Source organism: Streptomyces sp. NPDC031479 (genome assembly GCF_055581065.1).
In genome coordinates, this window is the sequence record NZ_JBVIKC010000008.1 from 153,005 (window position 1) to 174,116 (window position 21,112).

General features: G+C 74.1%; 22 protein-coding genes and 3 tRNA genes. 13 read left to right on the plus strand and 12 right to left on the minus strand.

All coding sequences use genetic code 11. The annotated features are described in order from the left end of the window. Positions 1 to 15: 15 nt before the first annotated feature. Positions 16 to 1,461: an FGGY family carbohydrate kinase gene (locus tag ACZ5D2_RS12120; RefSeq protein ID WP_371678644.1), complete on the minus strand. Its 1,446-nt coding sequence runs from the start codon at positions 1,459 to 1,461 to the stop codon at positions 16 to 18. A 52-nt stretch (positions 1,462 to 1,513) separates the two neighbouring features. Further along, positions 1,514 to 1,816 carry a YtxH domain-containing protein gene (locus tag ACZ5D2_RS12125; protein WP_371678645.1) on the minus strand — a complete coding sequence of 101 codons (303 nt, stop codon included), beginning with the start codon at positions 1,814 to 1,816 and terminating at the stop codon, positions 1,514 to 1,516. A gap of 145 nt (positions 1,817 to 1,961) precedes the next feature. Between ACZ5D2_RS12125 and ACZ5D2_RS12130 the strand changes: the two genes are divergently transcribed. From ACZ5D2_RS12130 to ACZ5D2_RS12140, 3 genes are all read left to right on the plus strand, one after another. Continuing rightward, a tRNA-Asn gene (locus ACZ5D2_RS12130) sits at positions 1,962 to 2,034 on the plus strand. Between the two features lie 5 nt (positions 2,035 to 2,039). After that, positions 2,040 to 2,112 (plus strand) — tRNA-Asn (locus ACZ5D2_RS12135). A gap of 184 nt (positions 2,113 to 2,296) precedes the next feature. Then, positions 2,297 to 2,370, plus strand: a tRNA-Ile gene (locus tag ACZ5D2_RS12140). An 89-nt stretch (positions 2,371 to 2,459) separates the two neighbouring features. Here the strand turns inward: ACZ5D2_RS12140 and ACZ5D2_RS12145 are convergent. Beyond that, positions 2,460 to 2,729, minus strand: a complete 270-nt coding sequence (locus ACZ5D2_RS12145; protein WP_371678646.1) for a hypothetical protein — start codon at positions 2,727 to 2,729, stop codon at positions 2,460 to 2,462. Positions 2,730 to 2,998: 269 nt separating this feature from the next. Here ACZ5D2_RS12145 and ACZ5D2_RS12150 point away from each other — a divergent pair, with 269 nt between their 5' ends. Continuing rightward, the gene (locus tag ACZ5D2_RS12150) at positions 2,999 to 3,985 is read left to right on the plus strand and encodes a LuxR C-terminal-related transcriptional regulator (RefSeq protein ID WP_371678647.1); all 987 of its coding nucleotides are present in this window, start codon (positions 2,999 to 3,001) and stop codon (positions 3,983 to 3,985) included. 151 nt (positions 3,986 to 4,136) lie between these two features. On the opposite strand, the gene ACZ5D2_RS12155 is transcribed toward ACZ5D2_RS12150, so the two are convergent. Beyond that, the gene (locus tag ACZ5D2_RS12155) at positions 4,137 to 5,351 is read right to left on the minus strand and encodes a carboxylate-amine ligase (RefSeq protein ID WP_468928825.1); all 1,215 of its coding nucleotides are present in this window, start codon (positions 5,349 to 5,351) and stop codon (positions 4,137 to 4,139) included. A gap of 214 nt (positions 5,352 to 5,565) precedes the next feature. Between ACZ5D2_RS12155 and ACZ5D2_RS12160 the strand changes: the two genes are divergently transcribed. Then, positions 5,566 to 6,819 carry an MFS transporter gene (locus ACZ5D2_RS12160; RefSeq protein WP_266838879.1) on the plus strand — a complete coding sequence of 418 codons (1,254 nt, stop codon included), beginning with the start codon at positions 5,566 to 5,568 and terminating at the stop codon, positions 6,817 to 6,819. A 36-nt stretch (positions 6,820 to 6,855) separates the two neighbouring features. Here the strand turns inward: ACZ5D2_RS12160 and ACZ5D2_RS12165 are convergent, their stop codons facing one another. After that, complete coding sequence (locus ACZ5D2_RS12165) at positions 6,856 to 8,208, minus strand: carboxyl transferase domain-containing protein (RefSeq protein WP_468928828.1); 1,353 nt, start codon at positions 8,206 to 8,208, stop codon at positions 6,856 to 6,858. 17 nt (positions 8,209 to 8,225) lie between these two features. Further along, positions 8,226 to 8,960 (minus strand): LysE family transporter, encoded by a 735-nt coding sequence (locus ACZ5D2_RS12170; protein WP_371678651.1) that lies wholly within the window; start codon positions 8,958 to 8,960, stop codon positions 8,226 to 8,228. Between the two features lie 70 nt (positions 8,961 to 9,030). Between ACZ5D2_RS12170 and ACZ5D2_RS12175 the strand changes: the two genes are divergently transcribed. Continuing rightward, positions 9,031 to 9,471, plus strand: coding sequence for an Lrp/AsnC family transcriptional regulator (locus tag ACZ5D2_RS12175; RefSeq protein ID WP_371678652.1), 441 nt, complete (start codon positions 9,031 to 9,033; stop codon positions 9,469 to 9,471). 190 nt (positions 9,472 to 9,661) lie between these two features. Next, positions 9,662 to 10,708, plus strand: coding sequence for a magnesium transporter CorA family protein (locus ACZ5D2_RS12180; protein ID WP_468928831.1), 1,047 nt, complete (start codon positions 9,662 to 9,664; stop codon positions 10,706 to 10,708). Here ACZ5D2_RS12180 and ACZ5D2_RS12185 read toward each other — a convergent pair. Next, entirely contained in the window at positions 10,705 to 12,351 is a 1,647-nt protein-coding gene (locus ACZ5D2_RS12185) for a sensor histidine kinase (protein WP_468928833.1), read from the minus strand. The two genes, ACZ5D2_RS12180 and ACZ5D2_RS12185, sit on opposite strands and share 4 nt — an antisense overlap. Further along, positions 12,348 to 13,385 carry a rod shape-determining protein gene (locus ACZ5D2_RS12190; RefSeq protein ID WP_266838874.1) on the minus strand — a complete coding sequence of 346 codons (1,038 nt, stop codon included), beginning with the start codon at positions 13,383 to 13,385 and terminating at the stop codon, positions 12,348 to 12,350. Before ACZ5D2_RS12190 ends, ACZ5D2_RS12185 begins: the two co-directional genes overlap by 4 nt. A 221-nt stretch (positions 13,386 to 13,606) precedes the next feature. Here ACZ5D2_RS12190 and ACZ5D2_RS12195 point away from each other — a divergent pair, with 221 nt between their 5' ends. Then, positions 13,607 to 14,305 carry an esterase/lipase family protein gene (locus tag ACZ5D2_RS12195; protein WP_468928835.1) on the plus strand — a complete coding sequence of 233 codons (699 nt, stop codon included), beginning with the start codon at positions 13,607 to 13,609 and terminating at the stop codon, positions 14,303 to 14,305. A gap of 51 nt (positions 14,306 to 14,356) precedes the next feature. Here ACZ5D2_RS12195 and ACZ5D2_RS12200 read toward each other — a convergent pair whose 3' ends face one another. Then, positions 14,357 to 14,950 carry a hypothetical protein gene (locus tag ACZ5D2_RS12200; protein ID WP_371678659.1) on the minus strand — a complete coding sequence of 198 codons (594 nt, stop codon included), beginning with the start codon at positions 14,948 to 14,950 and terminating at the stop codon, positions 14,357 to 14,359. A gap of 78 nt (positions 14,951 to 15,028) precedes the next feature. Here ACZ5D2_RS12200 and ACZ5D2_RS12205 point away from each other — a divergent pair, with 78 nt between their 5' ends. Then, positions 15,029 to 15,748, plus strand: a complete 720-nt coding sequence (locus tag ACZ5D2_RS12205) for an SCO2400 family protein (protein ID WP_371678660.1) — start codon at positions 15,029 to 15,031, stop codon at positions 15,746 to 15,748. 93 nt (positions 15,749 to 15,841) lie between these two features. Here ACZ5D2_RS12205 and ACZ5D2_RS12210 read toward each other — a convergent pair whose 3' ends face one another. Beyond that, positions 15,842 to 16,264, minus strand: coding sequence for a MarR family winged helix-turn-helix transcriptional regulator (locus ACZ5D2_RS12210; protein WP_371678661.1), 423 nt, complete (start codon positions 16,262 to 16,264; stop codon positions 15,842 to 15,844). 107 nt (positions 16,265 to 16,371) lie between these two features. Between ACZ5D2_RS12210 and ACZ5D2_RS12215 the strand changes: the two genes are divergently transcribed. The 3 genes from ACZ5D2_RS12215 to ACZ5D2_RS12225 all read left to right on the plus strand — a co-directional run bounded on the left by ACZ5D2_RS12215 (position 16,372) and on the right by ACZ5D2_RS12225 (position 18,990). Further along, a complete protein-coding gene (locus ACZ5D2_RS12215) occupies positions 16,372 to 17,394 on the plus strand; it encodes an NADP-dependent oxidoreductase (protein ID WP_371678663.1) in 1,023 nt (340 codons plus the stop codon). Between the two features lie 64 nt (positions 17,395 to 17,458). Further along, positions 17,459 to 17,884, plus strand: a complete 426-nt coding sequence (locus tag ACZ5D2_RS12220; RefSeq protein ID WP_371678665.1) for an organic hydroperoxide resistance protein — start codon at positions 17,459 to 17,461, stop codon at positions 17,882 to 17,884. An 86-nt stretch (positions 17,885 to 17,970) separates the two neighbouring features. Beyond that, a complete protein-coding gene (locus tag ACZ5D2_RS12225; RefSeq protein WP_371678666.1) occupies positions 17,971 to 18,990 on the plus strand; it encodes an EI24 domain-containing protein in 1,020 nt (339 codons plus the stop codon). A 25-nt stretch (positions 18,991 to 19,015) separates the two neighbouring features. Here ACZ5D2_RS12225 and ACZ5D2_RS12230 read toward each other — a convergent pair whose 3' ends face one another. Further along, entirely contained in the window at positions 19,016 to 19,915 is a 900-nt protein-coding gene (locus ACZ5D2_RS12230; protein ID WP_371678667.1) for an NAD(P)-dependent oxidoreductase, read from the minus strand. Positions 19,916 to 20,011: 96 nt separating this feature from the next. Here ACZ5D2_RS12230 and ACZ5D2_RS12235 point away from each other — a divergent pair, with 96 nt between their 5' ends. Beyond that, positions 20,012 to 20,350, plus strand: a complete 339-nt coding sequence (locus ACZ5D2_RS12235; protein WP_468928840.1) for a winged helix-turn-helix transcriptional regulator — start codon at positions 20,012 to 20,014, stop codon at positions 20,348 to 20,350. A 7-nt stretch (positions 20,351 to 20,357) separates the two neighbouring features. Here ACZ5D2_RS12235 and ACZ5D2_RS12240 read toward each other — a convergent pair whose 3' ends face one another. After that, positions 20,358 to 21,086 carry a carbon-nitrogen hydrolase family protein gene (locus ACZ5D2_RS12240; protein ID WP_468928842.1) on the minus strand — a complete coding sequence of 243 codons (729 nt, stop codon included), beginning with the start codon at positions 21,084 to 21,086 and terminating at the stop codon, positions 20,358 to 20,360. Positions 21,087 to 21,112: the final 26 nt, after the last annotated feature.

Here is a 21,112-nt window from a genome sequence, read left to right on the forward strand (position 1 = left end):
GGCCGGCGGTGCGGGCTAGCCCTGGAAGGCGCCCGGGTGGAGCTGCTCGCGCGTCGTCGCGTACTGCTGGCGCACCGCCTGCCAGGCCGGGAGTTCGTCGCCCGGCTCGAAGACCTGCGCCGCCGCGGCCGGCCAGACCGGCGGGGTGTGCGGGGCCAGCGTGCCCTGCCGCACCCCGAGCGCCCAGGCCGCCTGACGTGCGGCGCCGAGCGCCGCGTAGTCCGCGGGCGCGGGGACGACGACCTGCGTGCCGAACAGCCCCGGGGCCGCGGCCTGTACGGCGGGCAGTTCGGCCGCCGCGCCCAGCAGGAACACCCGCCGGATCGGCACCCCCCGGTGGCGCAGCACGTCGAGGGCGTCCACCAGCCCGCAGAGCATGCCCTCGAAGGCCGCCCGCGCGAGGTGTTCGGGCTTCATCGAGTCCCGGCGCAGCCCCGACAGGGTGCCCGCGCTGTGCGGGAGGTTGGGGGTGCGCTCCCCCTCCAGGTACGGCAGGAGCACGAGTCCGTGTGCACCGGGGGTCGACTTGAGCGCGAGCGCGCTGAGACCTTCCAGGTCGGTGCCCAGCATTTCGGCGGTGCCGCGCAGGACCCGTACGGCGTTCGAGGTGTTCACCACTGGCAGGTGCATGCCACCCGCGTCGGCCAGGGAGGTGATCAGCCCGCTCGGCTCCAGCAGCGCCTCGTGGTGCACCGCCATCACCGAGCCCGACGCGCCCAGCGAGACCACCGCGTCGCCGGGCCCCAGGCCCAGGCCGAGCGCGGCGGCCGTGGTCTCCCCGGTCCCGGCCGATATCAGCAGTCCCTCGGGGGTCGTCCCGGCGGCGTCGGCGGGCCCGAGCACCTCGGGCAGCAGCGCCTGGTGCCCGAGCGCGAGCTCGACCAGGTCGGGACGGTAGGCACCGGTGGCCGCCGACCAGTACCCGGTCCCGGACGCCCCGGCCCGGTCGGTGGTGCGGCGGGCGGGGCGGCCGAGCAACTGCCAGACGAGCCAGTCGTGCGGGGACATCACCACCGCCACCCGGCGTGCGGCCTCCGGCTCGGTACGGGCCAGCCAGGCGAGCTTCGTGATCGGCTGGGCGGAGTGCGGGACGGAGCCGACGGCCGAGACCCAGGCCTGCCGGCCGCCCAGCGCCTCGACGAGATCGGCGGCGGCGACCTGGCCGCGCTTGTCGTTGCCGACCAGGGCGGGCCGGACGAGCGCGCCCTGAGAGTCCAACGGCAGGACGCCGTGCTGCTGCGCGGAGACGCCGATGGCCTGGACGCCCTCCAGCAGTCCGCCGCCGGCGGCTTCGCCGAGGGAGAGCAGCCAGGCCTGCGGGTCGGTCTCGTGGGGGACCGTCTCACCGGCGGGCTGCGGATGGGGCGCGTAGCCCTGGCGCAGCACGGCGCCCGTGTCGGTGTCACAGACCACGATGCGAGTGAAGGTGGAAGAGCTGTCCAGCCCGGCGACTATCCCCATGCGGAGAATTCTGCCGCACGCCGGGCCGGACTCGACTCGTCCGGAACGGCCCTCAGGTGTTGCTGGTGCCCCACTCGTCCTCGGAACCGGCGCCGCCCCGGCCGCGCAGACCGCGGACACGCTCGGAGAGGGAGTCCGGCACGGCGTCGCCCACCTTGTCGCCCACCGCGGCGAACGCCTTGCCCGCGAAGGCGCGCCCGCTCTGGCCGGCCGTCTCGGCGGCGTTGCGGACAGCCGGGTTCTGCACGAACCCCCGGACCGACTTCTTCAGCTGCTCGTACCGCTCCCGTCCGGCCCGGGTCCCGAGCACGTACCCGAGGGCCAGTCCGACCACGAACGTGACCTTGTACCGCATGCCTGTCACCCTTCGTCGTGTGGTGCCCGGCCTGCCGTCGATACCGATTGGCGGAGCACCCCCCTGCTTGCGCTAATCTATGACTCGCAACGGGCACTCGCCCCCCGGCAAGGCCGGAGGTGGGCTGTTCGATGCACCGCAGCAATCCCCTGTAGCTCAATTGGCAGAGCAGCCGGCTGTTAACCGGCAGGTTACTGGTTCGAGTCCAGTCGGGGGAGCGCGGTCCCCTGTAGCTCAATTGGCAGAGCAGCCGGCTGTTAACCGGCAGGTTACTGGTTCGAGTCCAGTCGGGGGAGCAGGAGAGAAGAGGACCCCGGGCGGGTCCTCTTTCTTTTTGCCCTGAACGGGGAACCGGGCAGCACTCGGCGCGGTCTCTCTGAGCAGGCGAAGCCGATCATGCGAGGCATCCGGAGCAGGAGATCGTATGAGCGGCTATGCTGCGGCAGACGGCGCGCACACATGTACGCGCCACGCCGTAAAGGGGCGGTAGCTCAGCCGGTTAGAGCAGCGGACTCATAATCCGTCGGCCGTGGGTTCGAGTCCCACCCGCCCCACCTCTGCACACACGGCATGCAGAAACGATAAGGCGGCCCCTCGGGGCCGCCTTTCGCGTGTGCGGGGGCGGCTCGGGGCCGCAGGGGGGTCAGTCCCAGCCGATGACGGCCTTGTCCGCGGGCGCCGAGTCCCAGCCGATGACCTGGGGGGCGGCCGGGCCCGCGGCGCGGACCGAGTCCCAGCCGATGACCGCCGTGTCGGCGGGCGCCGAGTCCCAGCCGATGACGGCCGGACCGGCGGCGCGGACCGAGTCCCAGCCGATCACCTGGGGGGCGGCGGTGGCGGCGACCGCGAGGGCGGTGAAGGAGAACACGGTGGTGAGGCCGGCGGCAGCGATCAGGCGAGCGGTGCGAGACATGGAATCCCCCTGGAAACACGAGCGGACGAGACGGGGCGCGCTGCTCCGGTCCGGCCTTTCGGCCCTGGCCTGGGGTGGGGCTCCGTGCCCCGCCGTCCCGGTGAACACCATCCTGCTGGCCGTCGGGGGAGTGCAGAAGGGGAAGCGGGTGGCACCAAAGTGCCCTGTCACCTTGGTGCCGTCCACCGTTCTGATCAGGCCACCTTTAGGATCATGACACCGACGGGCCTCAGTCCGTCGGCAGGGGATTCGTGCCGGGGGGCTGAAGCATGCTCGAAGCGCTGGGACTGGACTCGCACGTGGAGCGCGTCTACCGCGAAATGCTCGCGGATCCGACCGGGGGAGTGGCCGAACTCGGCGCCCGGCTCGGGCTGACGGAGGAGCAGGTGCGCGACGGGCTCGACCGGCTCGTCGACCTCGATCTGCTCACTCCCTCCCGGGAGAACTCCGGCGGACTGCGGGCCGTCAGCCCCGAGGCGGGGCTGGAGCAGATCCTGCGCCGCCAGGAGGAAGACCTGATCCGCCGACAGCAGGAGCTGGCGCTCAGCAAGGCGGCCGCCGCCCGCGCCGTCGCGGAGTTCGCGACCCTGCGGCCGAACACGGAGACCGACGGCGCCGAACGGCTCGTCGGGCTCGACGCCATCCAGTCCCGGCTGGAAGTGCTCGCCAAGGGACTCGTCCGGGAGTGCCTCGCGATCATGCCGGGCGGCGCGCAGTCCCAGGCGAGCCTGGACGCGTCGCGGCCCCTGGACGAGGACGCGCTCAACCGGAAGGTCGCCATGCGGGTGGTCTACCAGGACAGCGCCCGCAACGATCCGGCCACCCTCGCCTACGCGCAGTGGACCACCGAGCGGGGTGGCCAGGTGCGCACCAGCCCGGTCCTGCCGCCCCGTCTGGTGATCTTCGACCGGGCCACCGCCGTGGTCCCCATCGACCCCGAGAACTCCAGGCTCGGCGCGCTGTGCACCACGGCCCCCGGCATCGTCGCCTCGCTCGTCACCCTCTTCGAGCAGACCTGGGGGACGGCCGTCCCCCTCGGCGCCGCACGTGAGCAGGCCGGGGATGACGGGATCACCGCGGCCGAGCGGGAACTGCTGAAGCTGCTGGCCTCCGGGATGACCGACGAGGCCGCCGGCAAACGCCTCGGGGTCTCCCTGCGCACCGTGCGCCGCCAGATGTCGGGGCTGATGGAACGCCTCGACGCGACGAGCCGCTTCGAGGCCGGTCTCCGCGCCGCCCAGCGGGGCTGGCTCTGAGAGAGACCCCGTCCGGGGTCGCACCGGGTCGCCGCCGGACCGCCTTCGGCCGCCCCCGGTGCGGCCGTCACCCCCGGCCCGCGCCCGTACGCGACGGGGCCGCGGGTGCCCGTCCCGCGCACCAGCGGCCCCGTCACCCCGCGCCCGGGGTCTAGAAGTTCTCCGTCTCCTCCACCAGGTGGCGTAGTACGTCCGTCAGGTCGTGCCGGCGCGCGAACGCCGCGCGCTGGCGGGCCGCGCCCGAGCCGTCGCGCAGCAGACCGCCGAGGGTCTTCGCCGCGTGGTCGAGGTCACCGGCCGCGGCCAGTTCCGGGGCGACCAGGTCGAGCAGCGCCTCCGCGAGATCGGCCGCGGGGAGCTCGGCGCCCGTGTACGGGTCCAGGCCGAAGCCCTCCAGCCCGTCGTGCGCCGCCCGCCAGCGCGCGAGACGCAGTACGTCGTCCCGTACGGGCGGATCGGGCCGCTGCTCCGCGAGCTCGCGCAGGGCCGTCGCCACCAGGGCGCGGCCCAGCTCGGCCTGGAGGACGGCCGTGTCGATGTCCGGGGACATGTCGGGCGCCCGGATTTCGAGCGTGGGCCAGTTCCCGGAGGGGCGGAGGTCCCAGTAGACCATCTTCGTGTCCAGGGCCGCCCCCGAGCCGAGCAGGGTCTGCACCGAGCGCCGGAAGTGGGCCGTGGACGTGAAGTGCGGGGGCGGGCCCGCGGAGGGCCAGCCCGACCAGGCCATCGCCCGCCAGCTGGAGTGGCCGGTGTCGCGGCCGCCCCAGAAGGGGGAGTTGGCGGCCAGCGCGATCAGCGTGGGCAGCCATGGTCTGACCCGGTTGGACACGGCCACCGCCGTGTCCACGTCGAGGGTGCCGATGTGGATGTGGCGGCCGCAGCTGACCAGGGTGTCGGTCAGGGCGCCGAACCGGCGGTGCTGCTCGCGCTGGCGCGGCTCGTCGTCGGTCAGGTGCAGCGGCCCCTCCACGGCCACCACGGGTGAGGGGGCGGCCAGCAGCCGGCAGCCGTGCGCGCGGGCCGCCGCGGCGAGGGTGCGCCGCAGGCCCGCGAGGTCCGCGCGCAGGGTGGCCGCCGATGCGGCGACCGGGGTGGCGAGCTCCACCTGGTACCGGGTCCCCTCGGCGTGCACCTGCTGGGGGAGTCCGGCGGCGGTGGTGAGGACGAGCGGGGCGGCGGGGACCACCCGCAGGGTGTGGGCGTCGACGAGCAGGAACTCCTCCTCGACCCCCACGGTGAGGGGGGTGGTGACACCGCTCGCGACGCGCGTGCTTCTGCCGGCGGAGCCCGGGGCGCCGGGGGCGCCGGTATGGCCGGAGCGGCCGGTGTCACTGGTGCTCGTGGTGCTGTTGCCAGGTTCGATCACTACGCCTCCCTGGACATACGAGTCTTTCATCATGAGCCGAACGGGAGGCCGGACGGCTACGTCGATTCGGTCAAATGTCGGGTGATAGTGGCGGGTTAGCGGCAAGCTCCACCCCGTTGTGGGGCCGCGGGTCCGGGTGGGGAGGACGTTGCGGGTGTGTGAAGGACCACCCGCGCTCCAGGGCCGCCCGACGGGGCGGTGGTTATCATCCGCTGTGACCGGTACCGCCTCCCCGCCCCGCCCCCGGCGGCGCATATTCGCCGACCTGACCCCGCTGCGCAGCTCCGCCCACTACCGGCGGCTGTGGGTCGGCGGCACCATTTCCTGGATGGGTCAGGCGATGACCGCCCTGGCCATCTCGCTCCAGGTCTACGAGATCACCGGGTCCAGCTTCTCGGTCGGTCTGGTCGGCCTCTTCTCGCTCGTCCCGCTCGTCGCCTTCGGCCTCTACGGCGGGGCCATCGCCGACACCGTGGACCGGCGCAAGCTCGGCCTCTACAGCGCCTCGGGGCTCACCGTCCTGTCGATCGGGCTGGCCGCCGCCGCGCTGCTCGGCTACCACCGGGTCTGGCTGCTGTACACCGTCGTCGCGCTCCAGGCGGTCTGCGGAGCACTGAACGGGCCCGCCCGGTCCGCCATGATCCCGAAGCTGCTGCCCCCGGAGCAGCTGCCCGCCGCCAACGCGCTGAACTCCGTCACCATGACGACCGGGACCATGGCGGGCCCGGTGCTGGGCGGGCTGATCGTCGGCTGGTGGGGCTACCAGGCGGCGTACCTGATCGACGCGGTGACCTTCGTCGCCGCCCTCTACGCCATGTGGCGGCTGCCGTCGATGCTGCCGGAGGGGCGTCGGGGGCGGGCCTCGGTCCTGGACGGGCTGCGCTTCCTCGGGACCCGGCCGAACATCCGGATGACCTTCTTCTCCGACCTGGCCGCCATGGTGCTGGCCCAGCCGAAGGCGCTGTTCCCGGCCATCGCCGTGCTCTGGTACGGCGGTGACGCCAAGACGGTCGGCCTGCTGGTCGCCGCGCCCGCCGTGGGGGCGCTGCTGGGCGGGCTGTTCTCCGGCTGGCAGGGGCGGATCCGGCGGCACGGGCTGGCGATCCTGCTCTCCGTCGCCGGGTGGGGGCTGGCCATCGCCGTCTTCGGGCTGACCCGCAACCTGTGGCTCGGGCTGCTGTTCCTGGCGCTGGCCGGATGCGCCGACACGATCTCGATGGTGTTCCGCTCCACGATGATGCAGACCGCGACCCCCGACGGGATGCGGGGCCGGCTCCAGGGCGTGTTCATCGTGGTCGTCGCGGGCGGGCCCCGGCTCGGGGACTTCCTCGCCGGAACCGTCGCCGACCTGACCTCTCCGGCCGTCGCCATCACCGGCGGGGGCCTGGGCTGCGTGCTGGTGCTGGGCCTGCTCGCCGCGCGCTGGCGCGCCTTCGCCCGCTACGACGCCCGCTCCCCGCAGGCCTGAGCCCGCGGCGGGGCCGGGGTTCGTCCGCGGCCGCTTCTAGGCGCCGGCCGCCGGGGCCACCACGCCCCGCGCCACCCCCAGGGCGACCAGGTCCTGGGGGCGGATGCGGAGCTGGTCCGCCGTCGCGGGGGCCTCGGCGGAAGGGCGCTTGAGGATGGCCGCCGCCAGCTCCGGGGCGATGACGGAGAAGTAGCTGTCGGGGGTGACCCAGGTGTTCCCCGGGGCGGCCAGGGCCAGCGCCCCGCCCGAGCCTCCCTCGCCGATGAGCAGGGTGGTCACCGGGACCGTCGCCGCCGCGAGCGCCGCGAAGGCGTCGGCGATGGCCGGGCCGGCGCCCGCGTGCTCGGCGGCGGCGTCGTTGGCCGCTCCCGGGGTGTCCACCAGGGTGAGCACCGGGATCCCCAGCCGGTCCGCGAGGCGGATCACGCGGGCCGCCGTACGGTAGCCCGCCGGGCGGGTGGCGGTGCCGCACTGGGCCGCGTACGCCACGGCCCGGCCCCCGCGCAGCCCGATCCCGCACAGCATGCCGGGATCGGCGCCGCCGGAGCGGTCCCCGCGCAGGGGCAGGCGCAGCTCGAAGTACGCCTCCAGGTAGGCCTGCGCGCGCGGGCGGTCCGGGTGCCGGGCCTGCCGGACGGCGTCCCAGCCGGTCTCCGGGGGCGCTACGCCGGCCAGCGCGGCCGGGGGTTCGACGGGCGCGGTGGCCCGGGGTGCGGCCAGTACGCGCAGCCAGTCCCCGAGGACGGCCGGGAGCTCCCCGGGCGGCACGACGGCGTCCACGTGTCCGGCGGCGTACTGCCCCTCGGCGGTGTAGGCCGCCGGATCGGCGTCCGCCGGCCGCACCCGGGATCCGGCGAAGCCGACCTGGGCCCCCGGCAGCGCGAGCACCACGTCGGCCCCCGCACCGAGGGTGGCCCAGCCGCCGCCGGTGGTGGGGTCGCGCAGCACCGCGATCTGCGGGAGGCCGGCGGCGCGGGTCAGCACGCACTGCCGGGCCACGCGCTGGAGCTGCGTCAGCGCGAGCATGCCCTCCTGCATGCGGGAGCCGCCGGTCGCGATCAGGGACACCAGGGGCAGGCGGTGCGCGCGGGCATGGGCGTAGGCGGCTTCGAGGAGGTCCCCGGTGCGTTCGCCGAGCGACCCGCCGAGGAAGCCGAACTCGAAGGCGATCAGGGCGGCTTCGCGGCCCCGGACGCGGGCGGTGCCGGTGACGACGGACTCCCGCTCGCCGGTACGGGCCGTGGCGCGGGCGCGCGAGGCGTCGTAGCCGGTCCAGCCGAGGGGGCCGTCGTCGGCGGACTCCCTCTGGGGCGCCGGGAGTTCGGTGAAGCTGCCGGGGTCGGCGAGGGCGGCGATGGCCGCGCGGGCGGAGAGGCGGGTCGTCGTCACGGATTCACCCTATGGGGTCATGTCAGGTCCGGCAGGGGGAAGGCGATCTTCAGGGCGTAGGCCGCGACGAGGCCGTATCCGAGGCGGAAGGTCCAGGCGCGGGCGGCGGGGGAGATCTTGCGGCCGGCGAAGGCGCCGAGGGCGACGAGCGTCTGCTGCCACAGGAGGGAGGCGGCGGCGACTCCGACGAGGAAGGCGGTGGCGGCGGCGGGGGTGGTGAGGGCGGAGGCCTGGGCGGTGGTGAGGGCGGCGAAGTAGAGGGCGGTGGTGGGGTTCACGGCGGTGAGGCCGACGTACCGGCCGAACGCCCTGACGAGCCCGGCGCCGTTCCCGGTCCCAGTCCCGACCCCGCTCCCGACCCCGCTCCCGACCCCGCTCCCGACCCCGGTTCCGGCGCCGTTCCCGCCCCCCGGGTCCCGGGCCTCGTGCGGCGGCGGGGCCGAAGGGGTGGCGGGGGCGGGGCGGGCGGAACGGAGGAGGGCGTGGACGGCGATGGACAGGAGGACCGCGGCCGCGGCGAGGCGGATCCAGGCCTCGACGGGGGAGACCCGGGAGGCCACCCACGGTCCCACCGCGGTGGCCAGGGCCGCATAGCCCAGGTCGACCGCCGCGATGCCCGCCGCCGCGGCCACCGCCGTGCGGCGGTGGCGCATCGCCTCCTGGAGCAGCAGCACGCTCATCGCGCCCATCGGCATCGCCACGCCCAGGCCCGCGACCGCGCCCGACAGGGCGGGGGAGAAGAGTTCGCTCATGGAGGGGAGGGTGGGGTGCGGGGGCGCGCGGTGGACGGCCCTTATCGGCTCCGGCTGCGAGAATCGCGGTATGGACCGCCTCGACAGGGAAATCCTCGGCATCCTGCAGCAGGATGCGCGGATCTCGTACCGCGACCTCGGCGTCCGCGTCGGGCTCAGTGCCAACGCCACCGCCGACCGGGTGCGCCGGATGCGGCGGGACGGGGTGATCCGCGGGTTCACCGTCATCGTGGATCCGGCCGCCGACACCCGGGGCGGGCTCGTGGTCTTCATCGACCTCGTCCTGCGGCAGGACACGACCAACGAGGAGTTCGAGCAGCGGGTCGCCACCCTCGCGGGGATCACCGAGGTGGTGCACGTGACGGGGGAGTACGACTACCTCGTGCGGGCGCGGGCCGCGGACCCCGCCGCGCTCGACGCGCTGCTGCGCCGGCTCAAGCGGGAGGCCGGGGTGGCGCAGTCCAGTACCCGGATCGCGCTGCGGGCCGCCACGAGGCACCCGGCCGGGTGATGTCGCCCGGATGTCCGCGACCCGGCGGCCAGGACCGCGGCCCCGCCCGGGGCGGACGGTAGCGTGCCGGTGGAGGTCGGACGTTCGGGGCGGGCGTCCCGCGCCCGTGACCGGAGCGGGGGGACATCAAGCGGGGAGCCGGGGCGTACCCGTCTGTCCGGCGGCGCACTGTCATCCTCGGTGAGGGGCGATGATCGTTTCGGTGGTGTCGATGCCGGAGGGCGTCGTCACGCGCACGGACCTGTCCCGGGCCCGGGAGCGCCTCGCGGGCTCCGACTTCGTGATCGTCGACATCGACCTGGGCGAGGAGCCCTTGTCCGGCGGGCAGCCGCTCGCCCTCGGGCTCGGGCTGGACGACGAGGTCTGGGGATGGTTCGGCAGGGCCCGCGAACCCGTGCGGGCCACGTACGACGAGGGCACCACCGGGTGCGTCGTGCCGGTGGTCGACGACGGCCGCGTCACCCGCATCCACCTGCTCGCGAGCGAGACCTTCCTCGTCACGGTCCACCACGGTCGCGTCGGGCTGATCGAGGACTTCGTCGAGCAGCTGCCGAAGACCCCGCCCTCCGACCTTGTGACCACGGCGTTCCTCCTCCTGCACGGTGCGCTGGAGGGCTTCCGCCGGGCCGCTTCCGAAGCGCTGCTGGAGGTCGAGGACGTGGAGGAGGCGATGTTCGAGCACTGGGAGCCGAGGGACGTCCAGCGCCTGGCCGACCTGCGGCGCCGCTCGGCCCGGCTGCACCGGGCCTTCCTCCCCTACGCCGCGGTCGCCCAGGAGTTCCTCACGCGCCGCAGGATGGCCTACCACGACATCCCGGAGGAGCGGCTGGCGCTGAACCGCCAGCACGAGAGCACGGTGCAGCTGGTGGTGCTGGAGATCGAGGCCCTGCGGGAGGAGACCCGGCGGGCCGCCGACAGCTACGCCTCGCTCGTCGCCGACCGGCAGAACCTCGTGATCAACCGACTCGCCATCGTCTCGGTGATCTTCCTGCCGCTGTCGTTCCTGACCGGCTTCTTCGGCATGAACTTCGGCTACCTGAGCACGCTGGTGACGAGCGAGCGGTCCTTCCTGACGCTCGGCCTCGGCATGCAGGTGTGCGCGCTGGTGGTGGCCCTCTACTTCGTGCTGTACCGCACGCACTGGCGCCAGCTGCGGGGCGGCCCGGTGGAGGACGCCGCCGGCCGCCGGCGCCGCTGGGCGCTGCGGGCCGGCCGCCACCCCGGCGACGGGTACTAGAGCGCGGACTCCCACCGCAGCGTCGTCCCTCGGGCCCCCGCCTCGGTACGGCCGTCGTCCGTGACCGTCAGGCGGACCCGGGTCCGGGTCGCGTCCACCCGGACCTGGATGGAGGTGACCCCCGAGCGCCGGTGGGCCGCGGCCAGGGCGCCGCGCAGGGCGGAGAGCAGGTCGCCCGCCACCGGATCCGGGACCAGTGCGTCCACCGCCCCCGTGAAGTGCACCGACGGCTGGAAGCCCAGGGGCACCGCCGCCCCGCCGGTCTCGCGCAGGACCCGGCCCCGGAAGGTCGCGGGGGCGTCGCTCGGGGGCTGCTGGAGGGCGAAGATGGCCGTGCGGACCTCCTGGATGGTGGAGTCCAGTTCGTCCACGGCCCGGCTCAGTTCCTCCCCGACCGTGTCCCCCGACGGGGCGTTCGAGGAGCGCCGCCGGGTGCTCTCCAGCATCATCTCCGTGGCGAACAGCCGCTGGACCACCAGGTCGTGGAGGTCGCGGGCGATCCGGTCCCGGTCCTCGTACACCGCGAGCTGTTCGCGGTCGTGCTGGGCGTCGGCCAGGACCAGGGCCAGTGCCGCCTGCGAGGCGAACTGCGAGGCCAGCAGCCGGTCCACCGCGTCGTACGCGGGCCCGCCCCTGGCCCGCGGCAGGGCGAGGGTGCCGATCAGCTGGCCGCCGCTCTGGAGCGGCAGCATCATGCTGGGGCCGAAGCGTTCCCGTACGTGGGTGGTCATCCGGGGATCGGTCGCGGAGTCCTCGATGAAGACCGGCTCCCCGCCCAGGAGCTGCTCCAGCACCGCCGATCCGGGGGCGATGGCCGTGCCGACCAGGTCGCCGGGGTCCCCGTGCGTGGAGGCGGCGACGATCTCCATGCCGCCCTCCGGGGTCGGCTGGAGCACCACCCCGGCCGCGGCGTCCGCGAGGAGCCGGGCGCGCTCGGCCACGCACATCAGGGCGTCGGCCGCCGGACGCCCCGCCAGCAGGGTGGTGGTCACGGCCGCGGCGCCCTCGATCCAGCGCTCCCGGCGGCGGGCGGTCTCGTAGAGGCGGGCGTTGCCGATCGCTATGCCCGCCTGCGAGGCCAGGACCCGGACCAGCGCGAGGTCCTCCTCGGTGAAGGGGCCGCCGCCGGCCTTCTCGGTGAGATAGAGGTTGCCGAACACCTCGGTGTGCACCCGGATGGGCACGCCGAGGAAGCTGCGCATGGGCGGGTGGCCGGGCGGGAAGCCCACCGAGCGGGGGTCCTTGGTCAGGTCGTCCAGCATCAGCGGCCGCGGGTCGTCGACGAGCGCACCGAGCACGCCCGAGCGTCCGTCGGGCAGGCGGGCGACGGCGGCCCGTTCGGCCTCGCTCATCCCGGCGGTGAACAGCTGGGTCAGCCGGGCGCGCTCGGGGTCGACGACCCCGAGCGCGCCGTACCGCGCCCCGCACAGTTCGGCGGCGGACTCCACGATGTGCTGGAGGGTGGTCCGCAGCTCCAGCTCGGAGCCGACGTTGAGGACCGCCTCCAGGAGCACGGGAAGGCTGGACGGCTCTTCCGGTGCCGGTGCCGGTGCCGGTGCCGGTGCCGGTGCTGGTGCCGGTGCTGGTGCCGCCGCCGGTGCCGCGGCCGGCCGGGGTTGCGGATTCTGTGGGTCCGGCGTCATTCGGACAGCGGGTTGAGGACCATGGGGGCGATCTTTCCTTCGAGCATCGCGCCGAGACCCATCACGGCGCACACGTCGGGCCGTTCGGCGATGGCCACGGGCATTCCGGTCGCGTCCCGCAGCATCTGGTCCAGGCCCGGCAGCAGGGCGCTGCCTCCCACCATCATGATCCCCCGGTCCGTCAGGTCCGCGACCAGGTCGGGCGGGCACTCCCGGAGGATCTTGCCGATGCCGTCCAGGACGGCGGTCAGGGGGGTGTGGATGGCGTCCCGGACGGCCGCGGTGTCCACGTGGACGGAGCGGGCGAGTCCCGTGGCCACGTCGCGGCCGTGGATGAGGGTGGAGGCCGGGCCCTCGGCGGTGATGCCGTTGCCGTGCAGGGCCAGTTGCAGGGGGCGCACCGCCTGGCTCGGCAGCATCAGCTCGTGCGCGTGCCGCAGGTGCTGGACCACGGCGTGGTCGATGGCCTCGCCGCCGACGGGGATCCGCTCGGCGGTGACGATCGAGCCGAGGGAGAGGACCGCCACCTGGGTGGCCGCCGCCCCGCACACCATGATCATCGTCGCGGTCGGCTGCTCCACGGGCAGGCCGCAGCCGACGGCCGCCGCGATCAGGGTGTCGACCAGTTCGACGCGGCGGGCGCCGAGTCCGACGAGGGTCTCGACGGTCGCCCGCTGGGCGAGCGGGTCGGCGTCGTGCGGGGTGCAGGCGGCTGCCCGCAGCCGCGGCTTGCGGCGCAGGGCGCGCCGCAGCTTCTCGCCGAGGAGGTGACGCAGCATCCGCTGGGCCATCTCGATGTCGACCACGGTGCCGCCGGAGACGGGCCGTACGACCCGGATGTAGTCGGGCGTGCGGCCCGTCATCCGCTCGGCGAAGGAGCCGACGGCGATGAGCGCGCCGGTCCGCGTGTTCACCGCGGCGACGCTGGGCTCGTCGACGACCAGTCCGGCTCCCTTGACGTAGACGCGGGTCCTGGCGGCCCCCAGGTCGACGGCGACGTGGCAGCGGCGCAACTGCTCAAGACTGACGGTCACGGCAGATCCTCCCGAGTGCGCTGACGCAAGAAGACCGGCGGTTGCCGGTCGCAATTCATATCTTCTCGGGTAAATGGGTCAACCCGCCCGTTGAAATGCTCCGGGTGGGGTGGGGCGCATGCGTCCCGGGGTGCTGCACGGGGGTGGATTTCTGTACCGACAGGCACCACCATGCGCGCACCGCCCGCGCTACCGGCGCGTAACAAGGTAAAGGGGACCCGATGCTGACGACCCGCCAGGCGATCCTGGCCCTCCCGGCCCTCTGCCTCGCCCTCCTCGCGCCCGTCCCGGCCCACGCGCAGGACGCCCCGGCCGTCCGGGCCGCGCCGCGCGTTCCGGTGGTCTTCGTCCACGGCTACAACGCCGACCCTGGCGTCTGGGGCGCCCTGCGCGAGGACCTGCGCGCCGACGGGTACGCGGACTCGGAGCTCTTCTCCTGGGGTTACGACACCCACCAGTCGGTCAACGAGGTGCTCTCCGGACGGCTCGCCGCCTACGTCGACCAGGTCCGCCGGCAGACGGGCGCGGCCCGGGTGGACATCGTCGGCCACTCCTTCGGGTCGCTCGTCAGCCGCTGGTACGTCAGGTTCGGGGGCGGAGCCGCGGCCGTGGGCCACTGGGTCTCCCTGGCCGGCCCCAACCACGGCACCTCCACCGCCTGGGCGTGCGCCCTGTGGGACCAGGCGTGCCGGGACATGACCCCCGGGTCGTACGTGGTGAAGAACCTGGCCTCGGGGGACGAGACCCCGGGCGCGGTGAAGTACGCGACGTTCTGGTCGGAGTGCGACGAGGTGGTCAACCCGGACGACAGCGTCCCGCTCGCCGGGGCCCTCAACACGCCGGTCGGCTGCCTGAAGCACAACGACCTGCTCGGCGACGAGGCCACCTCGGCCGGTGTCCGGGCCTTCCTCGCCTCCTAGGCCCTGCGACCCCGCGGCCCCGCGGCCCTGCGGCCGTCCGGCCGGGTCCGGTCAGGCGGCCGGTCCTTCGGGGCGTGCCGCGTCCCCGGGCTGCACCCGCTGGAGCAGGCCGTACGTGAACTCCGCGACCAGCGGCCGCCCGGACGCGGTGAACGCCAGGCGCCAGCGGGTCGGCGCGGTGCCCTCCATCGGCCGCGCCGGGGGGAAGGCCCGCGCCACCTCGTCCACCGTCGCCGACCAGGGCCGCAGGTCCTCGGCCGCCGTGAGGACGGGCCCCGGTGCGCCCGGGGCCCGGACCAGCCACTCGTTCCACACCGCCCCGTCCGGCGCGGCCAGCACCTCGAAGCGCAGCCCCGGCCAGAGCCGCACCGGCCACAGCAGCGCCTCGCACTCCAGGTCCCCGATCCGGCGCCGCTCGGCGGACTCCGGCGGTCCCAGCACCGACCGGTAGCGGGCCAGGGCCCCGCGGGAGCGCGGCGAGCGGACCATCGCCTGCCAGCGCCGGTTGGCCTCCCGCTGTTCGGCGAGCGTGGCGCCGAGGCGCAGCCGGGCCTCCTCGGCCAGGTCCGGCTGGAAGTCCGCCATCCGCCGCAGCAGCACCAGCTGGAAGGCGGCGGGACCGAAGGAGCCGGGGGTCGCGGTCATGGAGGCAACGATTCCACACAGGATCCTTACGTTCCCGGAATGCCGTTGTTGCCGAGAGCGGCATAGCCTGCGGGCGCCATGAACTACTGCCCCGCCTGCCACAGACACCTCAACGGCGCGCTCGCCTGCGCCGGGTGCGGAACTCCGGCCGAGTACCTGACGGTCGCCCCGCCGCCCGGCCCCGCGGTGCCGCCGGCCCCGCAACCCGCCCTGGCGGAGGTGTTCGCCGACTCCCTCGTGGTGCTCTCGACGCCGAACGAGGGGCGCGCGGGTACCCGCCGCAGGGCAGTCACCCAGCGCAGGCGCCGCCGGACCGTGCTGACGGTCGGCCTCGGGCTGCTGCTGGCGACCGGGGGCTCGATGGCGGTGGCCCGGATCGTGACGGGTGACGAGGGCGTCGACCGGGCCGCCGAGGTGGTGCTGACGGACGACGGTCCGAAGGATCCGGAGCCGCTGCCCAGCCTGGGGGGCGGGCCCGCCGCGCCGTCGGCCCTGCCTTCGGCGAAGGCCGCCGCGGGGGCGGCGAAGTCGGCCGGGGCCGGGGGCGGGCCGAGCGGGTCCGCGCAGCCGTCGGCGGGAGTGAGCGCCTCCGCCACCGGGACGGCGGGGCCGTCGCAGGGCGCTCCCGGCGACGGGGCGTCCGTACGGCCGTCGACGTCGGGCAGGCCCGGGCCCGGTGCCACCGGTACGGCGAAGCCGCCCGGGAAGCCCCCGAAGCCGTCCGCGACGACCCCCGCGCCGACGCCCACGCCGAAGCCGACCAAGACCTGCGTGTTCTGGTTCTTCGGCTGCTCCTGACGCGTCCTGCCCTGACGCGCCTTGCCCTGACGTGGCCTGCCCTGACGCGGCCTGCGGGTCGCGCGGGCCGGTGCCCGCGCGTGCCGGGGTGCGCTAGGCCAGCATGCGCCTGAGCAGGTCCCGCAGAGCCGTGCGCTCCTCGACGGAGAGCCCGGCGAGCGGTTCGCGCGCGAAGTCCAGCGACTCGCGCAGCCGCTCCGCGGTCTGGAGCCCCTCAGCGGTGGGGGCGGCCAGCTTCACCCGGCGGTCGGCCGGGTCCGGGCGGCGTTCGACCAGGCCGCGGGTCTCCAGCCGGTCGACGATGCCGGTCACGTTCGAGGGCTCGCAGCGCAGCTTCTGTGCGATGCGGCGCATGGGGAGCGGCTCCAGGGACAGCAGCGTCAGCACCCTGGCCTGGGCGCCGGTGAGCTGGTGGCTGGCGGCCGCGTCCTCGTACTCCGTGTGGTAGCGGGCCACGACATCGCCGATGAGCTCGACGACCTCGACGGTCACTGGGTCTGCGCGACGACTGGGCATGGATCCAGCGTACCCATTTACTTGACAACATGAAATATCCAGGAGCATGGTTGTTTCACGTTGTGAAGTATTCCTTCGTCCCGCACAGCTTCCCCCAGGAGTTCCGCATGTCTCAGATCCCCGCCGTCAGCCGCGAGTGGCACCTCGTCCGCCGTCCGCAGGGGTGGCCGGTCGCCGAGGACTTCGCCCTGCGCGAGGCGCCCGTCTCTGCCGAGCCCGCCCCCGGCCGGATCCTGGTCCGCAACCTCCACATGTCCGTGGACCCCTACATGCGCGGCCGGATGAACGACGCCAAGTCCTACATCCCGCCCTTCCAGCTCGACGAGCCGATGCAGGGCGGTGCGGTCGGCGAGGTCGTCGCCTCCGCCGCCGAGGGCTTCGCGGTCGGCGACCACGTCCTGCACAGCCTGGGCTGGCGCGAGTACGCCGACCTCGACGCGCAGCACGCCGTCAAGGTCGACGCCTCCCTCGCCCCGCTCTCCGCCTACCTCGGCGTCCTCGGCATGCCGGGCCTGACCGCCTACGCCGGCCTCTTCGAGGTGGCCTCCTTCAAGGAGGGCGACGCCGTCTTCGTCTCGGGCGCGGCGGGTGCCGTCGGCAGCCTCGTCGGCCAGTTCGCCAAGATCAAGGGCGCCTCCCGGGTGATCGGCTCCGCCGGCTCGGACGAGAAGGTGGCGCTGCTCACGGAGAAGTACGGCTTCGACGCCGCCTTCAACTACAAGAACGGCCCCGTCGCCGAGCAGCTGCGGGCCGCCGCGCCCGAGGGCATCGACGTCTACTTCGACAACGTCGGCGGGGACCACCTGGAAGCCGCCATCTCCGCCCTGAACGTGCACGGCCGCGCCACCCTGTGCGGGGCCATCGCGGGCTACAACGACACCGAGCCCGCCCCCGGCCCGCGCAACCTCATGGCCGTCATCGGCAAGCGCCTGCGCCTCCAGGGCATCCTGGTCGGCGACCACTACGGGCTCCAGCAGCAGTTCGTCAAGGACGTGGCCGGATGGCTGGCCTCCGGCGAGCTGCGCTACGACGAGACGGTCGTCGAGGGCGTCGAGAACGCGGCCGGGGCCTTCCTCGGAATGCTGCGCGGAGAGAACACCGGAAAGATGATCGTTTCTTTCACCGGTTAGGCTCACTCCACACCGTCGCGATCGTGGGCGCGCATCGCGGCGATTCATCTGGAGGATCCACTTCATGTCCATCACGCAGTCCGACGTCGCGTACACCGCTGTCGCCACCGCCGAAAACGGCCGTGACGGCCGCGTCGCCACCAACGACGGGCAGCTCGACGTCGTCGTGAACCCGCCGAAGGAGCTCGGCGGCAGCGGCGCCGGCACCAACCCGGAGCAGCTGTTCGCCGCCGGCTACAGCGCCTGCTTCCAGGGTGCCCTCAGCGTCGCGGCCCGCAACGAGAACGTCGACGTCGCCGGCTCCACCGTGACCGCCGAGGTCGGCATCGGCAAGAACGACGAGGGCTTCGGCATCATCGTCAAGATCACGGCCTCGATCCCGACCGTGGACGCGGCCGTCGCCAAGGACCTGGTCGAGAAGGCGCACCAGATCTGCCCGTACTCCAAGGCGACCCGCGGCAACATCTCGGTCGAGCTGAACGTCGCCTGACCGCACGCCGCGTCCGCGTCCTGACGGAACGCGAGTGAAGGCCGCACCCCCTCGGAGGTGCGGCCTTCGCCGTCTAAACTGCCTCCATGCGTGATCTTGCGGGGGGATTCCGGTACTTGCTGGCCGGACAGAGATGGGTGTTCCGGAACGGCCGATGGCTGGGCTTCGGCCTGCTGCCGGGCCTGGTCTCGCTGCTGCTCTACGCCGCGGCCCTGACCGGGCTCTTCTACGGCGCCGACGACTTCACCGCCTGGGCCACGCCCTTCGCCTCGGACTGGTCCTCGCCCTGGCTCGGCCTCTTCCGCGGCTTCCTGACCGCGCTGGTCATCTCCCTCGGGCTGTTCCTCACGGTGATCACCTTCACCGCCGTGACCCTGCTCGTCGGCCAGCCCTTCTACGAGTCCCTCTCGGAGCAGGTCGACCGCACCGAGGGCGGCGAGGTCCCCGAGTCGGGGCGCTCGTTCTGGGAGGACCTGTGGATCTCCGCCCGGGACAGCCTGCGGCTGCTGGTGCGCGTGCTGCTCTACGGGATCCTGCTGTTCGCCCTCGGCCTCATCCCGGTCGTCGGCCAGACCGTCGTCCCGGTGATCGGCTTCCTGGTCTCCGGGTTCTTCCTCACCCAGGAACTCACCTCCGTCGCCCTCCAGCGGCGCCGCGTCGACCTCGACGAGCAGCTGGCCCTGCTGCGCGGACGGCGTGCGCTGGCGCTCGGCTTCGGGGTGCCGCTGGTGCTGGTGTTCCTGATCCCGCTGGTCGCGGTCTTCCTGATGCCGGGTGCCGTGGCGGGGGCGACCCTGATGGCGCGCGAGCTGACCGGCGAGGACGGGGAGCGGGACGGGGAGCCGGCCGGCGAGCGCGACGGTGAGCCCCACACCGCGCAGGCCCCCGCGCCCGCCTGGGCCCCGGCTCCGGCGCAGGCCCCGGGATACCCGCAGGCGCAGGCGTACCCGCAGGCCCCGGGATACCCGCAGCCCCAGGCGTACCCGCAGGCATATCCCCAGCCCCAGGCCCAGGCGTATCCCCAGCCCCAGGCATACCCCCAGGCCCCCGCACACCCCCAGCCCCCGGCCCCCGGTTTCGGGCCGCCTCCGCCCTCGTACCCGTAGGGCCGCCCCCGGCCGGCGCCGCGCCCTAGGCGGCGCCGCGCCGCAGCAGGGTGATCGCCCCGACGGTGTCCTCCGCGCCATGACGGGCCGGGTCTGCCTCCAGCCGCTCCCGCATCAGGTCCAGGTACGGGGAGATCAGCTCGGTGCTGACTCCCTGGCCCTCGGCGGTGCGCAGGAGGGTGCCGCTCGCCGCGACCTGCATGGCCAGGTTGGACACCACCCCGGAGGTGAAGTCCCGCGAGGTCAGCCGCTCGGCGGCGTTCCCGACGAAGAAGCCCATGGCGCCCAGCCACTCGGACAGCAGCGGGGACAGGGCCGTCGGCGCGATGTCCTCGCCCTCGATCAGCGCGTAGGCGTGCGAGATCCCCGCGAACAGTCCCGTCATCGCGCTGAGCAGCGCCACGTCGTGCAGGGCCGCGTGGCCGGGGTCCTCGCCGACGAAGCGGGCGCCGGCCGGGACCTCCAGAACCCCCTGGTGGGCTTCGAAGAGGGCGCGGGAGCCGCTGTAGAAGACGTAGGCGCCGGATCCGGGCGTGTCGATCATCGTCGGGGTGCCCATGATCCCGGCGTCCAGGAAGCGGGCGCCGCGCTCCCGGGCCCAGGCGGCCCGGGCCCGGCCCTCGGCGGGGGTGCCGGTGGTGAGGTTGACCAGGTCCTTGCCGGTCAGGTCGACCCCGTCCAGGACGGCCGCGATGCTCACGTCGTCCAGCAGACAGAGGACGACGAGGCCGTTCGCGGCCACGGCCCCGGCGGGGTCCGCGGCGACCCGGGCGCCGTGGGGGGCCAGGGCCTCGGCTTTGGCGGCGGTGCGGTTCCAGACGGTCAGGGGGTGTCCGGCGGCGAGCCAGGTGCGGGCCAGGGCGGTGCCCATGTCGCCGAGTCCGAGAAGGGTGAGCGGACGCTTCGTCACGTGTGTGTCGGTCATGCCGTTTAGCCTGGTGGCGGGCGTCCGAGCGCTCAAGTACGCACTTCGGGGTGGGTGGTTACCCCGAGGTGAGCGAACAGGTGGGAGGGGTGCGCGATGACGGTGGCACGGAGGCCCGGGGCCGATCACTGCGGAATCGCGGCGGCGATGTCCGTGATCGACGGGAAGTGGAAGGTCTCCGTCCTGTGGGAGTTGGAGCGTGCCCCGCGTCGCCGCTTCGGCGAGCTGCGCAGGCTGGTCCCCGGGGTGTCGGAGAAGGTGCTCGCCGCGCAGCTGCGCGAACTGGAGGAGGACGGCATCGTCCACCGCGAGGTCTACGACGAGGTCCCGCCGCGCGTGGAGTACTCCCTGACCCCCCTCGGCCAGGACCTGAACACGGCGCTGGAGTCGCTGGGCGAGTGGGGTGCCAAGCACCTGCTCCCGGACTCCGCCTGAGCCGGGATCAGCCGGCGGTGACCCCTGCCGTGACCTCGGCCGTGACCACGCCCGGGGTGTGGCCGTCGGCCTCGGCGAGCAGTTCCCCGCCGGGGGCCCACACCGCCGAACGGCCGCAGCCCGTCCAGGGGCCCGCCCGGCCGACGTGGTTGGCGAGGACCGTGTACAGACCGGCCTCCCTCGCGATCCCCGGATGGACGGTGGCCCGCTCGGCGATCCCGCCGCCCGTGCCGTACAGGGAGCTCGCCAGGTGCACCCGGCAGCCGTCGGCGGCCGCGCGGCCGGTCAGTTGGGGGAAGTGGTTGTCGAAGCAGATCCCGAGGGAGAAGCGGATCCCGCCGAGCTCGAAGCGCCCGTCCGCCGTGCCCGCGACGAAGACGGCCTGCTCGTGACGGTACAGGTGCTGTTTGGCGTACGTCGTCACGTGCGCGCCGTCCGCGTCGTACACCAGGGTCGCGAGGGCGGGCCGCGGCCCCCCGGTGCGCAGGGCGACGTTGACGGCGGTGGCGATCCGCGCCGACCGCAGCGCGTCCAGGCGGGGGTCGTCGGGGCCGTCCAGCCACAGGCCCGGGTCCCCGGCCAGCGCCTCCAGCTCGTACCCGGTGAGCGTGAGCTCCGGGAAGACCACCAGCCCGGCGCCCTCGTCGCGGGCCGCCACGGCCAGCCCGGCGGCCACGGCGGCGTTGGCGGGGACGTCGGCGGGGACGCAGCAGAACTGCGCGGCGGCGATCTTCACGTGCTTCAGGATGCCAGCCGGTCGGG